Genomic DNA, 14169 nt, shown 5'->3' with positions numbered 1-14169 from the left:
TATTTATTGGTTGTTAGAAGTCCAGTTTTACACTAAATCCGAAATTACGTTGGCTCGGCTGCATGAAAAAGTCTATACCCTGATAATAATTATCGGTAGAAGGAGTATTTTCGGGATCGAAAGGAGCCTTATTATAAATCATCCAGAGATTGCGCCCGACAAATGAAATATGTGCTCTCATCAGTCCTTTGAACCAGGATGCTGGCAATGCGTAACCCAGCGAAACTTCAGCCAAGCGTATATTATCAGCATCGTAGACATAGTATTTATATACTCCTTGCAGTCCACCTACTGTTTTGTACCAAACTTCTGCATCTATTTTGCCATTGTTTATCTGTTTGCCTCCCTGGTCGCGCAGTTGAGCCGAAGCCTTAGATACACCATAACTATCCAGTATGGCTTGGGTAGGAGAAATAACCTGTCCTCCGGTACGTGCCGAAATGAGGAAGCTGGCTGTTATATCATTCCATCCAAAAGAGTTGTGGAATCCCAGTTTCCATTTAGGCATGGTAGAACCTACCTTTTCTTTTATTGCCACAGTAGAAAGATTTCCATCTACATCTACATACACATTTCCATTATTGTCGTACATTAGATCCCTTGTAGCCCAAATGTCACCAAGCGAGCCGCCTTTGGTAAGTCTTATTTCAGTTGAGCCGGTACTACCTTGCCCCATGTCTTCGAGGAGAATAATTTTCCCGGTTTCATCCTGGTATTTGCCTAAGTCGATAATCGTGTTTTTGTTAATACTTGCTGTAAACGTAGTCTCCCATTTGAATTTTCCAAAATTAGGGCTATACGACAGCCTGAACTCCAATCCTTTATTCATCACATTACCTGTCTGGATATATTTAGAGGAGTATCCGGTTGTGGTTGAAATAGGAACCTGAAGTGTTTGATCGTAAGTGTTTGATTTGTATAGAGACAAGTCCATTTTTAATGTATTCCTAAAGAACCTGGCATCCATACCGACCTCCCACGAGCGGGTAGATTCAGGAAATAATTCCTCCAACTTCATGTAGTTAGGTTTTTTATAGCCTTTTGTGCCGTTATCCCAGATATAGTCGGTGGAGGTTATTTGGCGAGGGATTGTATTACCAACATCGGCATACGATCCGCGAACTTTGAGGAATGAAATGAATTTAGGCAGTGAAACCATTTCGGATATAATACCTGAAAGACCTACCGACGGATAGAAGAAAGATTTATCAGGCATATTTGCTAAAGCTGAGTTCCAGTCGTTGCGGGCTGTCAGAGTGAGGTATGCCATACTTTTCCATCCTAGCTCGGCACTTGCAAAAACAGACTGTGTCTGTTCTTTGTAATAATCGTTTGATGATGTAGGCTCTTCCGAGAAACGGATATTGTTGATGTAGAATCCATTAGGTACACTCTTGAGCGTTCCGCTGGAACCTAATCTGTCGTGTTTGAAGTTCTCGAAGCTTCCCCCTATAGTTGCCGTTAGAGAGAAATCATTAAAGCTTTTGTTTATATTGGCCATGATATCGGCATAAGTCTGCTCACCATTGGTCTTGTAATAGCTGTAAAAACCTTTCGATTCCTCAGTGGATGGCCCTCCGGCATGAAGCGCAGGAGTGGTCGCGTACATTTTACGTTCGTGTTCAGTGTAAGAGTTATCTATGCGGACACGTCCGGCAAGATTAAGCCAATCTAATACCTGATACTTTAGTCCCACATTGGCCATGTATCTTTTCTTATCGTGGGTAAACACATTGCGGTTTGCTATCCAGTAAGGATTTTGCATATCGAGTCCCTGGTCGCCGTAAGGCCAAAACTGGAACATGATATTACGCCCTTCGTGGAAGTATTCGTAAGACCTGATAGGATTGAAATCTTCGCCACGAGGAAAAGTGTACACCGATGTCAACGGGTTGAAATACATTCCCTGAGCTATCATATTCCGGTCTCCCTGTTTAATAAAATTAAATCCGAAGTCTAACGAGAGTTTATCATTAAGGAAGTTTGTTGTATTCCTTAACGAGAAATTATATCTGTCATATCCACTTTTGGTGATAATGCCATCCGATGTTAATGCTGCTACCGATACGTAAGTTTGATTTTTCTCGTTACCTACGGTCAACGAAAGCGAATGCTGAGTGGTGACACCGGTATTGAAGAAGTCTGCCGGATCGTATGACGAAGGTTTTTCCATTTTAGCTCCCCAACTGTCATAATTTTGAGATTTATTTCCATACGTATTCTGAAACTTAGGAAGTATAAATGGTTTGGAAAATGTTGTCTGATTGGAATAGCTCACTTTCGGTTTGCCTACCGCTCCTTTCTTGGTTGTTATCAATATTGCACCATTGGCTGCGTTGGAACCATAAAGGGCAGCAGCAGCAGGGCCATTGAGTACCGACAGGCTTTCGATATCGTCGGGGCTTATGTCGGCAATACTTTCCGAGCCTGACTCACTGCCGAATTGGTCGTTGAGGCCTCCTCCGGTAGATTGGTTGAATGTAGGAATACCATCAATAACATACAATACATTGTTATTTCTTAGTATCGACCTTGATCCACGCATAGTTACACGGTTCATAGCACCAACACCGCTGGATGTGCTTTGAATATTCACTCCGGCAACTTTTCCCGACAATGACGAAATGAAGTTGGCGTCTTTCACTGTGGTTACGTTTTCAGAACTCACTTCCTGCACATTATAGCTAAGAGCCTTCTGCGATCTTTTTATACCCAGAGCGGTAACTACTACTTCTTCCAGTGCCACATTGTCTTCTTTCAGGATTATATCCTGAAGCGCGACTGTATTTCCGACAACAACCTCTTTGGTTGTATGTCCCAAATAAGAGATAACCAATGTATTTCCTTTTGCCGCAGAGATAGAGAAGTTGCCGTCTACATCGGTAAAGCTCCCTGTAGTTGTTCCTTTTATTGCCACGCTGGCGCCAATTACAGGTTCTCCGCCCGAATCAATCACCCTTCCTGAGATAATCCTGGGTTTGTCTACAGACTGGGTTACAGCGGAAAGTGAAATTGTTTTATTCTCAATAGTATAGGTTATCCCGATATTTGCAAACAACTGGTTGAGAAAGGCCTGCACAGGCATTTTGTCTGCTTTTACTGAGACTTGCTGGCTAGCATTCACTTTCATGTCGTACACGAAGAGGTAATCTGTTTGTTTTTCAACGGCATCTAATACTTGTTTTAATTTAGCATTCTGCATAGTCAATGTCACCTGCCCATTTTGGGCGTAAACAGATGTTGCATGTATGCCAAAGAGTGCCATGCACAAAATAATAAGGTACCTTTTAAACTTAAAAAGGTGTTTTTGTTGTGGAAAACCTTTTTTGTTCATACTTTTGTTTGTTAATTATTAATTCGATTGTTCTGGGTTTCAACTTCTTAATGAAGTTGAGCCGGATTGATCCACTAGCCTGTAGATGTGTAGGAACATCTGCAGGCTATTTTGGGGGATAAATAGCAGGCGAAAGATTAGATTTAAGTCATAATAGGATTAGATTTTGGTTAATAATTATGTGTTATCTGATGTATATAATATTTTTGTCTTCATTTCTTTGATAAATAAATTTTGAGTTTTTCTGTAATATTTTGAAAGCATGTTCTATTCCGTCCGATACGCGGAATTTGCCGGAAAACTTATTGTTTAGAGTCGGATTCTGGATAATAATTTTAACTCCATAGCTTTTTTCAAACTGTTTCATCAGCGATTCGAATGAAGTATCCTCGAAGCAAACAAGTCCTTCTGTCCATCTGAAAAGATCTTGATTTGCAATATCCCTTATCTGCATCTTACCATTTTCGCCAACGGCTTGCTGTCCTGGGTGCAATATAATAGATTTTCGAGATTCATTGTTTGTTATACTTACCTTACCACTTTGCAGGGAGGTTATAAATTCGTAATCGGGATAGGCTTCTACATTGAACTGGGTGCCTAATACTTCTACGCTGTAGTCGGCTGTTTCTACAACAAAACGGCTCGAGGCATCGTGAGTCACATCGAAAAAAGCCTCTCCTTTTAGGTACACCCGCCTTTCGTCGCTTGCAAGAAAGGGAGAATACAGCAACTCCGAGTTTGAGTTAAGGCAAACTTTAGTTCCATCGGCCAATGTTATATTTGCCCGCTGGCCTGCCGGAACAGAGACAGTTTGGGCGTATTCGCCTAATTTATCCTGTTGCCTCGAAACATAATATATACTAATACCTGCCATAAGAAGAAATACTGCCGCAATCTTAACGACTTCTACAAGCCATCGTTTCTTCCAGAATGGATTGTCATAGTCGGATTGTTTCACTTTATCTTTTTTCAGGAATAAGAGCATATCATAGAATTTTCTTTCGCGAACCATTTCGTCCTGATGTTCGGCAGCTTCGTCGAGCCAATCGCTGATGTATTCTTTTTCTTTCTCTGAAGCCTTTCCGCTGAATAAATTGTGTAATATTTTCTTATCCATAAGTTTTCTGTATATATTTAAGACACCTTTGCATTTAATAACCCTACGGGATACTAAACGTTTTTTTAATAAATTTTGAAAATATTTCTCCTTACTTGAAGAACATTAAGAATAAAATAGCCGGGATATAGTCTTTTAAAGCAACACGTAATATTTTTAAAGCTTTGGTCATATGTTTCTCAACATTTTTCACCGAAGTATTCATTTCTTCGGCAATCTCTTTGTAGCTCATTCCTTGAAAACGGCTCTTTACAAAGATTCTTTTTGTTTGTTGTGGCAATGAATTTATAGCCTCGTCTACCATTTGAGCAACTTCTTCGGAAAACAGTTCTGTCGGATTACAAGCTTCCAATGTAAAAATTGAAGCTTCCAGCAAACGATAATTATAATCGCGGATATTGTCATTAGCCTTTAGACGTACTTTCTTTGCGCGAAGGGCATTCAGGCATTTGTTTTTGATGGTGGAAAGAAGGTAGGCCTGAGGATTGTCAATAGAGCCGGCAGCAGCTTTGTTTTCCCAATAATACATGAAACTATCCATGACAATATCTTCGGCAGCAGCTTCATCTTCCAAATAAGAATTGGCAAAATGTACGAACTTATGGTAATAATTCTGAAATAATTCAGTGAATTGATGCATATCTTTTGCGGAAAATAAAAATGCTTTTACAATGATAATGAAATTGAAAACAATTGCAAAATTTAAGTTCATCTTTTATTCTATGTAATTGTGAGGAAATATCACAAATTGGTTTTCATTTAGACCTCATCCAACAATCAGTAACTGTTTAAATTTTATTCATTCTAATTTTTAGAACTGTACTTGAGCTGAGCGAAGGGGGAAATTAGCCGAAAACAGACTGAAAATGAATGAAGAAAAAGTAATAATAAAGTATTCGTATAAAATTTAAACAGTTACTCAGTATAAGCTCTTATTTTTTTACACAAAAAATGCTTTCCCTTGATTTTAAACTCTGGTTTCTGAAAAATTAGCTTATTTTTATTATATTCGGCTGTACATAAATTACAAACCAATAAACACTAAACTTATGGGATTTCTAGAATCACTTGGAAAATGGATGGTCAAGCTTACAGGCGGACAAGGGCAGATGAATAAATCAATTGCAGACTGGGAAGCCAGCCTTACACCTGATGCAATCGACGACCTGGAAAGACAGGGTATCGATGTTACCGAATACAGGCGTAAATACGCTGAGCGTGTAGCTGCCGAGGAGGCACTTTTGCAAAGCGCTATGGATGCACTTGATTATGCAAAGTTGGATGCTTACAAGGCTGTGCCTCGCGATCCGGAAAGTGAATTTGTAAAAGATACGATCGCGCTTGATAATCTGGGCGGTTATAAAAAGTATGTACCCGAATCTCCTATTGTATATGGACGTGTGGTGCAGGCTCATAGTGGATTGTGGAAGCCAAGCACTGAAAAAGGAGCTACGGGCATAGTATTCCTTTTTGCTATGGACGAGCAGCATATGTACGATGAGCAATGGCTTGCCGAAACATCCGAAAAAATATCGGATATGAAGGAAAGCGACGATGTGCCAAAAGATTGCAAGAAGTTTATAAACGACCTGCGCGACCATCAGAGTTATTTCTGCCACAAACTGAGCGATAGCCTTAGCGGTGGAGCCGATGCATGGTGTGTGACATTCAAGCTAGAAAAGCAAACAAGCTTGCCTCTTAACTTTATTCCTCCAACAAAGATTCTTCCTTTATTGATATTGGAATATCCAAAACAAGGCTATATTGCATCACTGGCATTAATTCCGGCAAAATATTATACAAAATAATTTGTGTATATATAATAAAAAAACACCCGGAAGGGTGTTTTTTTATTATAGCTATTTTCAGAAAATCAATTATTATCTCGCAGCCATATAACTCATGTCCTGCATAGTTTTTCTTATTTCCAACAGGCCTTCATTCGATAGTTCTACGTTTTGCTCCCTTCCATCGGGCAAGTACACTATAGCATCGTTTTTGTCCTTGTTTATTGTTATCAGCTTTGTCGCTTTGCCATCGTCTACCTTGCTCCATGTATTCGATTCTTTGTCGTAGATGAGGAAAGTCTCCACTCCGTTTTCATCCTCTATGCGGTATCCGTTTTCAAGGGTTTCTACGAGATATACACCATTTTCGCCTTGCACTTCTTTTATTACGCCAGCCTCTACAGGATTGCTTCCTGTCCAGAACTCAATAGTGTTGAACAAGAGTGCGTCGCCTACCAGCGTTACCATATAGGCCGGGATAAACACTACGAATAATATAGCATTTACAAAACGGTTGCTATCGATAGTCTGGTTCCACGAGGCAAACCTGCTTGTCAGACTGAACGAACCTATACAAGAGGAAAATAAGAGGCTCGAAGCTAATACTAAAGCCGCTGTTTTCATGTAAAACTTTCTTTTCATAAGTGATCTTTTAATAGTTATTTGTACAAATATACAATGATATTTAAATAAACGAACGATTATCGCGGCTTATTGCGGGGATGGTGCTCTATTATTTCCTGTCGCAAGTATTCCCTGTCCATGTGTGTATATATCTCGGTAGTGGTTATCGTCTCGTGTCCCAGCATCATCTGTATAGCCCTGATATTAGCCCCGCCTTCGAGCAAATGTGTGGCAAACGAATGGCGGAACGTATGTGGGCTGATATTTTTCTTTATTCCCGCTTTTTCCGCATATTCTTTTATGTAGTGGAAAACGGTGATGCGCGAGATAGGCGTTGCCCTGTTGCTAAGGAATAATATATCTTCAAAGCCTTTCTTCGGTGTCATTTCCCTGCGATAAAACAGGTAACTGTTTATCTCCCTTATGGCAGCCGGCGAAACAGGTACAAGCCGTTGCTTACTACCCTTTCCCTCTACCTTGATGAAGCCCTCGTCGAAGGCCAGGTCGGAAAACCGGATCTTCACCAGTTCCGATATGCGCAGCCCGCAGCCATAAAGCACTTCGAGTATAGCCCTGTTTCGTTGTCCCTCTTTTGTCGATTGGTCTATTATATCCATCAGCTCATTAATCTCGTCTACCGACAATACAACCGGCAATTTCAATCCTATCTTGGGTGTTTCGAGCAATTCTGTAGGGTCAGTCTGTATATAACCATCGAGCATCAGATAGCCATAAAACGACTTTATGCCTGAAATAATACGGGCTACCGAGCGGGCACCGATACCCAGATCGTAAAGCTGGGCTACAAACTGCTGCAAATCATCAAGCTTCACATTTTCGGCAGATATGCTCTCGCTGAAAAGGAAACCCGATAACTTATCGAGGTCGGTCATGTATGCCTCAATCGAATTGGCTGACAACGAACGCTCCAGCAACAGGTAATTCTTATATTTATTTCTTATACTATCTTTTAGTTCCATCGGTTAAGCTAATCTGGTTACAAATATATATCTTTGCAATTGGAGTAAAGTTAATTATCGCTCGCTAAAAACAAATCCTGTTCCGGTAAAATTATGAAAATATTAAATTCCATCTTCAAATATATACGGACTAAATATACGGCAATACAATTGCTGCTGCTTGCTGTTATCATCGTCTATGCTTTTTTTATCAGCGAAGGCAGCCTTATCGACCGTTTCACGCACGATTCTAAGATAAGGGAGCTTAACAGCGAAATCGACGTTTACAAGAAAAAGATAGCAGAAGATGTGCATAAACTGCAACAAATAGAATCGGATGCAGGCCACATAGAGCGGTTTGCCCGCGAAAACTACCTGATGAAAAAGGAAAACGAAGATGTTTTCATTATCGAATAAGACCATATATCACTGATGACATCGAGACAAAAGAACCAAAAGACAAAAAATATATTCTTCCAGATATCCGCCATTGTAATCTTATTGGCAGCTATCGTTTATTATTTCGAAGCCGGAATAGCCAAATATATGATGATAGCAGGTGTGGCCGGCTTCACAGCCGTTGTCTTCACCTCGCCCTACAGAGGAAAGAGCCTGCGGGCTAAGAGGCTTTTCAATATACAGATATTCGCAGTGTTGCTGATGGCTGTTTCTGCCTACCTGATGTTTGTGGATATAAATTTCTGGCCTGTAATCCTGCTTGTTTCGGCTATACTTACCTTGTATTGTACTATTATCCTGCCCAAAGAAGAGTAAGGTCTGTAAACAGACTCTAAATTTATCGGAAATCAATTCTGAACCTTGTAGGGGCGAATTATCATTCGCCCGAAATAGAAAAGGTCTTTGGCGAATTGAAAATCGACGGAGTCAATTATCATTCGCCCCAAATAAATTACAGTACTCAAAACAGTAATATTATTTTTCATGCGTTTACCCTGACTCTAATCCTATTCAAACAAAAAAAATCTATCTTTGTTATACTTTTACACCAAATAGTTAAATATCAATCGCGATGGATTTTTTCAATTATAAAAGACGCCGGTCGTCAGTGGCCAGAATAGGAGATACACCACTGGGCGGCGACAACCCTGTCCGCATCCAGTCGATGACCAATACAAATACCAACGACACCGCGGGCAGCGCGGCACAGGTAATACGCATAGTGCAGGCAGGAGCCGACTATGTCCGCCTCACGGCACAAGGAGTGCGCGAAGCCGAAAACCTACGGAATATCAAGGATGTAGTGCGAGCGCAAGGATATGCCACCCCGCTTATAGCCGATATACATTTCAATCCGCGTGCCGCAGAAGCCGCCGCACGGATAGTAGAGAAAGTGCGTATCAATCCCGGTAACTTTGTCGACAGGGTAAAAACATTCGAGACATTCGATTATACCGACGAAGAATATGCGCAGGAAATAGAAAAGATAAAGGCCAAACTTATCCCCCTGCTGAATATTTGCAAAGAGCATAAAACAGCAATCCGCATAGGCGTGAACCACGGTTCGCTATCCGACCGTATTATGAGCCGTTATGGCGATACGCCCGAAGGTATGGTGGAGTCGTGCATGGAGTTTTTGCATATATGTGTTGCCGAAGGATTCAACGATATTGTTATTTCGATGAAAACATCCAATACGGTGGTGATGGCAAAAGCCGTGCGTCTGCTCATTCAGCAGATGGATGCCGAAGGCTATCATTTCCCACTGCACCTCGGTGTGACCGAGGCTGGCGATGGCGAAGACGGGCGCATAAAATCGGCAGTAGGCATCGGCTCTTTGCTTGCCGATGGCATCGGCGATACTATCCGTGTATCGCTGAGCGAAGATCCCGAATATGAAATACCTGTTGCCAAGAAACTGGTCGATTATATAATACGCCGAGTAGGCCATCCCGAAATAAAGGCTGTAGCAAATAGCAATTATTCGCCATTCTCTACCGACAGGAGGGAGACGTATATTGCGGGAAATATTGGCGGCGATAGCCTTCCTGTAGTCATATCCAACCGTTCGGGCGGCAATTTCGAACTAAACCCGCACTTCCTGCCCGATTATATCTATGTGGGAAGCACATTCCCATTGCAGGCGCCGAGAGCTATACCATCTATTATCGATTATGCAGGATGGAAGGGCGAAAAGAATACCTATCCTCTCTTCGAAGTATCCAATCTAAGTGCGATCGGAGAAGCAGATGCTACCGTTAAATTCCTTCGCTTGTCTTACCCACATCTGACCGATGAGGTTATCTCTGTGCTGAAAAGTGATAAATCGGTGGTTGTTATACTTACCACATCGCATATGAATGGGGTGGGAGAACAGCGTGCCTTCGTCCACACCCTGATGAATAGCGGGTGCGATACCCCGGTTGTATTCAACCGCCAATATAATGAAGACCTTCCCGAAGACTTGCAGATAAAAGCTGCCGCTGATCTGGGTACGCTATTCCTCGATGGCTTTGGCAATGGTATCATGGTAGAAAATCAGGGAAGCATAGCCCCGAAAGAGGTCGATGCCTATATGTTCGGCATATTGCAGGCCTCACGCGTAAGGACAAGCAAGACAGAATATATATCTTGCCCTAGTTGCGGGCGTACTCTGTTCGATTTGCAGGCAACGGTGGCTGTGGTGAAGAAGGCGACTTCGCACCTCAAGCACCTTAAGATAGGGGTAATGGGCTGCATTGTAAACGGTCCCGGCGAGATGGCGGATGCCGATTATGGGTATGTAGGTGCAGAGCGCGGAAAGATATCCCTGTATAAGAAAAAGAACCTGATAGAAAAGAATATTCCTTCGGAGGAAGCAGTAGAAAGGTTGGTGCAACTGATTAAGGATAATGGCGATTGGGTAGAGCCCGACCAATAATAGGACGCAGAATTATTGTAACAATAAATTAACAGCAGGGGCAGGCTATTGCCTGTTTATACTGTTATCTTTGTTGGTTTTGGGGGTTGTATATTTATCAATCGGAAGTAAAAAAGTTTATCTATATAGCACCTCACTCCCCGCTCTCTCCAAAGGGAAGCCCCCTAATCCCCCTTGGGGGACTTATGTGTAAAGCCACGACGAGGGAGAGGAAAAAAGTAACAAAAAAAAGGCTGAAAAATGTGTTACAAGTGTTACTTTTTGGGGAGATACAGGATACCAGTAGACGAGTTAACAAGTTGGTTTCTTATAAAATATAAACTTGTATCTCGTATCTTGTCTACTTGTATCTAAAGAGAAGAAAAGTTGTTGACAGATAACCGAAAAAGATGTTACATGTGTTACTTTTTAACTATATATTGTAAAAATAGGTTAAATGAAAGCGGGATTCCCGTAAAGCTGGGCATTGGAGAAGGAACAAAAAGTAACAGCTGCCGGCTGGTATTATAAAAGGATATTGATAGCTATTTGATGGAAACGAAAAAGACATATACAGGGCTTACCGACAAGCAGGTAAAAGAGAGCCGTAAGAAACACGGGGCTAACATTCTTACCCCGCCCAAGAAAGAACCCCTTTGGAAGCTTTTTCTTAAGAAGTTCGAAGATCCTATTATCAGGGTATTGCTTATTGCGGCATTCCTGTCGTTGGGTATATCTATTATTCATAATGAGTATATAGAAACCATTGGTATTTTTTGCGCCATATTGTTGGCAACAGGAGTTTCGTTTTGGTTCGAAGTAGATGCCAATAAGAAGTTCGATGTTCTCAATCAGGTCAACGATGAGGAAATGCTGATGGTGATGCGCGACGGCAATGTGCGCCAGATAGCCAAAAAGGATATAGTAGTCGGCGACATTGTTTTGCTGGAAATAGGGAACGAAGTGCCTGCCGATGGCGAATTGCTCGAAGCCGTTTCGATGCAGATAGACGAATCGTGCCTTACGGGGGAGTTGAGTATCGACAAGACAACCAATCCTGAGCATTTCGAAGACGATGTAACCTATCCTTCCAACTGGGTGCTGAAGGGCACGAAGGTTATAAACGGGCACGGTATATACGAAGTAACAAAAGTAGGCGATGCCACGGAATTTGGCAAAGTGGCGGAGAAAGCCACCGAAAAGGTTGAAGGTCAAACACCTCTGAACAGGCAATTGGATTCGTTGGCTAAGTTCATCGGTGTTGTAGGGCTTGTTTTGGCGGTGCTTACTTTCGTAGTGCTTTTGCTCAAGGATGTAATACTTGATGCCAGTGCCAATGTCACCTCCGATCAGTTGGTACTGCTTGGTGCTGCTATACTAGGGGTTGTGGTAGCTATGGTTAAGGTATGGATGCCGATAATATACGATGGGTTGAGCCTTTCGGGTCGCGATCTGAAATTGCCAAAGTCAGTTGCCAAAGGTAGCTGGCTCAGGTGGATAATAACAGGGCTTCTGGTTACAGTTGCATTATGCGGTGTCGCTTACCTTTTCGGTATAGACCCATTGGACGATGATTCGTGGGTAAACCTTAATGTTGCCACCGAGATATTGCAGGCCTTTATGGTGGCAGTCACACTGGTTGTAGTCGCTGTGCCGGAAGGTTTGCCGATGAGTGTAACACTTAGCCTTGCCCTGAGTATGCGCCGTATGCTCAAGATGAACAATCTGGTGCGCAAAATGCACGCCGTGGAAACAATGGGGGCAACTACCGTTATCTGTACGGATAAGACAGGGACATTGACCCAAAACCAAATGCAGGTAGCCAACACCAATTTCTACGGGTTGAAAGACCAGGTGCTTTCCGACAGCGAGGCAAGCCGTCTTATTATAGGCAATATTTCGGTGAACTCTACAGCCTTTCTCGATTTCTCAGCCCAGAAAGTGGGTGCGTTGGGAAATCCAACAGAAGGTGCGTTGCTCTTGTGGCTTAACGACAGGAAGATACTTTACAGCAATATAAGGAATAAAGAGCAGGTTGTAGACCAGCTGCCTTTCTCTACCGAACGCAAGTTTATGGCAACACTTGTCGATTCGCCCAAACTGACACATAAGGTGCTTTATGTAAAAGGCGCACCGGAGGTTGTCTTATCGCGTAGTTCGGCTGTGGTTACTACAGAAGGAGAAGTAGCTACAGATGAATATAGGGATGAGATAAACAACCAGTTGTTGAAGTACCAGAATCAGGCAATGCGCACGCTCGGATTTGCCTATAAGTATATAGAAGAAGGAGATACCCGTACGATAGAGCAGATGGCTGCCGGAGACTTGAAGTTTTTAGGCATTGCCGGTATTTCCGATCCGGTTCGCCCTGATGTTCCCGATGCTGTTTACCAATGTCTCGAAGCAGGTGTGCAAGTGAAAATCGTGACAGGAGACACATATGGTACAGCCAAGGAAATTGGCCGTCAGATAGGTATCTGGAACGATGACACAGATACCGACGAGAATATTATAGCAGGCCTCGATTTCGAAAACTTGCCGGACGACGAAGCTTTCAGAAGGGTACAGAAGCTCAAGATAATGTGCCGCGCCCGTCCTACCGATAAACAACGTTTGGTAAACCTGTTGAAGCAAAATGGTGAGATCGTTGCTGTTACAGGCGATGGCACGAACGATGCCCCGGCTCTCAACTATGCCGATGTAGGGCTTTCGATGGGTTCGGGAACATCCGTAGCAAAAGAAGCCAGCGACATCACACTGCTCGACGACTCTTTCAGTAGCATTGCCACAGCCGTTATGTGGGGGCGTTCGCTGTATAAGAATATCCAGCGGTTTATCCTCTTCCAGTTGACGATCAATGTGGCCGCCTTGCTTATCGTTTTCCTAGGCTCGATATTTGGTCAGGAACTTCCGCTTACGGTCACACAGATGCTTTGGGTCAATCTGATAATGGATACATTTGCCGCAGGAGCATTAGCTTCGCTTCCGCCCGATCCGAATGTGATGAAGGTGAAGCCGCGAAAGAACAGCGACTTTATTATCACTCCTTCTATTGCGCGCCATATACTTATCACAGGTATCGTGTTTGTAGTCCTGTTATTGGGTATGATGTATTATTTTGCCTTCCCCGAACACTTGAACTCGTTCTTTAGTTATATAGAAGAAGGCGACCGGCAACGGTACTTCCTGTCCTATTTCTTTACTGTATTCGTATTGCTACAGTTTTGGAATATGTTCAATGCCAAAGCGTATGCCACAGGCAAGTCTGCTTTTTCCGGGCTGGGCAAGAGCGCAGGCTTCGAAGTTGTTGCCCTTATTATACTGATAGGGCAGGTTATAATAGTAACCTTCGGTGGCGATGTGTTCCGTACTATGCCGCTCAACTTGCAAGACTGGGGTATCATCATCGGAGGAACATCTGTGGTACTATGGATTGGCGAATTGATAAGGTTGATAAGAAGTAAAACAAGATAACATAAACAATATAACGA

10 protein-coding genes are annotated in these 14169 nt (G+C 42.5%); 5 read left to right on the top strand and 5 right to left on the bottom strand.

Going from position 1 to position 14169, the window contains the following annotated elements; translation table 11 throughout:
- Nucleotides 1-13: 13 nt before the first annotated feature.
- From D0T57_RS03375 to D0T57_RS03365, 3 genes are all read right to left on the bottom strand, one after another.
- Nucleotides 14-3265, bottom strand: coding sequence for a SusC/RagA family TonB-linked outer membrane protein (locus D0T57_RS03375; protein ID WP_255490476.1), 3252 nt, complete (start codon nucleotides 3263-3265; stop codon nucleotides 14-16).
- Nucleotides 3266-3518: 253 nt separating this feature from the next.
- The gene (locus D0T57_RS03370) at nucleotides 3519-4451 is read right to left on the bottom strand and encodes a FecR family protein (RefSeq protein ID WP_163270889.1); all 933 of its coding nucleotides are present in this window, start codon (nucleotides 4449-4451) and stop codon (nucleotides 3519-3521) included.
- Nucleotides 4452-4542: 91 nt separating this feature from the next.
- Nucleotides 4543-5091: an RNA polymerase sigma-70 factor gene (locus tag D0T57_RS03365; protein WP_163270887.1), complete on the bottom strand. Its 549-nt coding sequence runs from the start codon at nucleotides 5089-5091 to the stop codon at nucleotides 4543-4545.
- A 409-nt stretch (nucleotides 5092-5500) separates the two neighbouring features.
- On the opposite strand from D0T57_RS03365, the gene D0T57_RS03360 reads away from it, so the two are divergent.
- Entirely contained in the window at nucleotides 5501-6259 is a 759-nt protein-coding gene (locus tag D0T57_RS03360) for a hypothetical protein (RefSeq protein WP_163270885.1), read from the top strand.
- A gap of 72 nt (nucleotides 6260-6331) precedes the next feature.
- On the opposite strand, the gene D0T57_RS03355 is transcribed toward D0T57_RS03360, so the two are convergent.
- The gene (locus D0T57_RS03355) at nucleotides 6332-6880 is read right to left on the bottom strand and encodes a DUF3332 domain-containing protein (protein ID WP_163270883.1); all 549 of its coding nucleotides are present in this window, start codon (nucleotides 6878-6880) and stop codon (nucleotides 6332-6334) included.
- A gap of 59 nt (nucleotides 6881-6939) precedes the next feature.
- Nucleotides 6940-7842: a site-specific tyrosine recombinase XerD gene (gene xerD, locus D0T57_RS03350; RefSeq protein WP_163270881.1), complete on the bottom strand. Its 903-nt coding sequence runs from the start codon at nucleotides 7840-7842 to the stop codon at nucleotides 6940-6942.
- Between the two features lie 93 nt (nucleotides 7843-7935).
- Here xerD and D0T57_RS03345 point away from each other — a divergent pair, with 93 nt between their 5' ends.
- From D0T57_RS03345 to D0T57_RS03330, 4 genes are all read left to right on the top strand, one after another.
- A complete protein-coding gene (locus tag D0T57_RS03345; RefSeq protein ID WP_163270879.1) occupies nucleotides 7936-8238 on the top strand; it encodes a septum formation initiator family protein in 303 nt (100 codons plus the stop codon).
- A gap of 15 nt (nucleotides 8239-8253) precedes the next feature.
- Nucleotides 8254-8595 (top strand): hypothetical protein, encoded by a 342-nt coding sequence (locus D0T57_RS03340; RefSeq protein WP_163270877.1) that lies wholly within the window; start codon nucleotides 8254-8256, stop codon nucleotides 8593-8595.
- A gap of 256 nt (nucleotides 8596-8851) precedes the next feature.
- Entirely contained in the window at nucleotides 8852-10699 is a 1848-nt protein-coding gene (locus D0T57_RS03335; protein ID WP_163270875.1) for a 4-hydroxy-3-methylbut-2-en-1-yl diphosphate synthase, read from the top strand.
- A 531-nt stretch (nucleotides 10700-11230) separates the two neighbouring features.
- A complete protein-coding gene (locus D0T57_RS03330) occupies nucleotides 11231-14152 on the top strand; it encodes a calcium-translocating P-type ATPase, PMCA-type (protein ID WP_163270873.1) in 2922 nt (973 codons plus the stop codon).
- The last annotated feature ends 17 nt before the right edge of the window (nucleotides 14153-14169 follow it).

The sequence above is a fragment of the Dysgonomonas sp. 511 genome (assembly GCF_010501105.1).
Lineage (GTDB): Bacteria > Bacteroidota > Bacteroidia > Bacteroidales > Dysgonomonadaceae > Dysgonomonas.
This window is presented reverse-complemented; position numbering and strand designations above follow the sequence as displayed.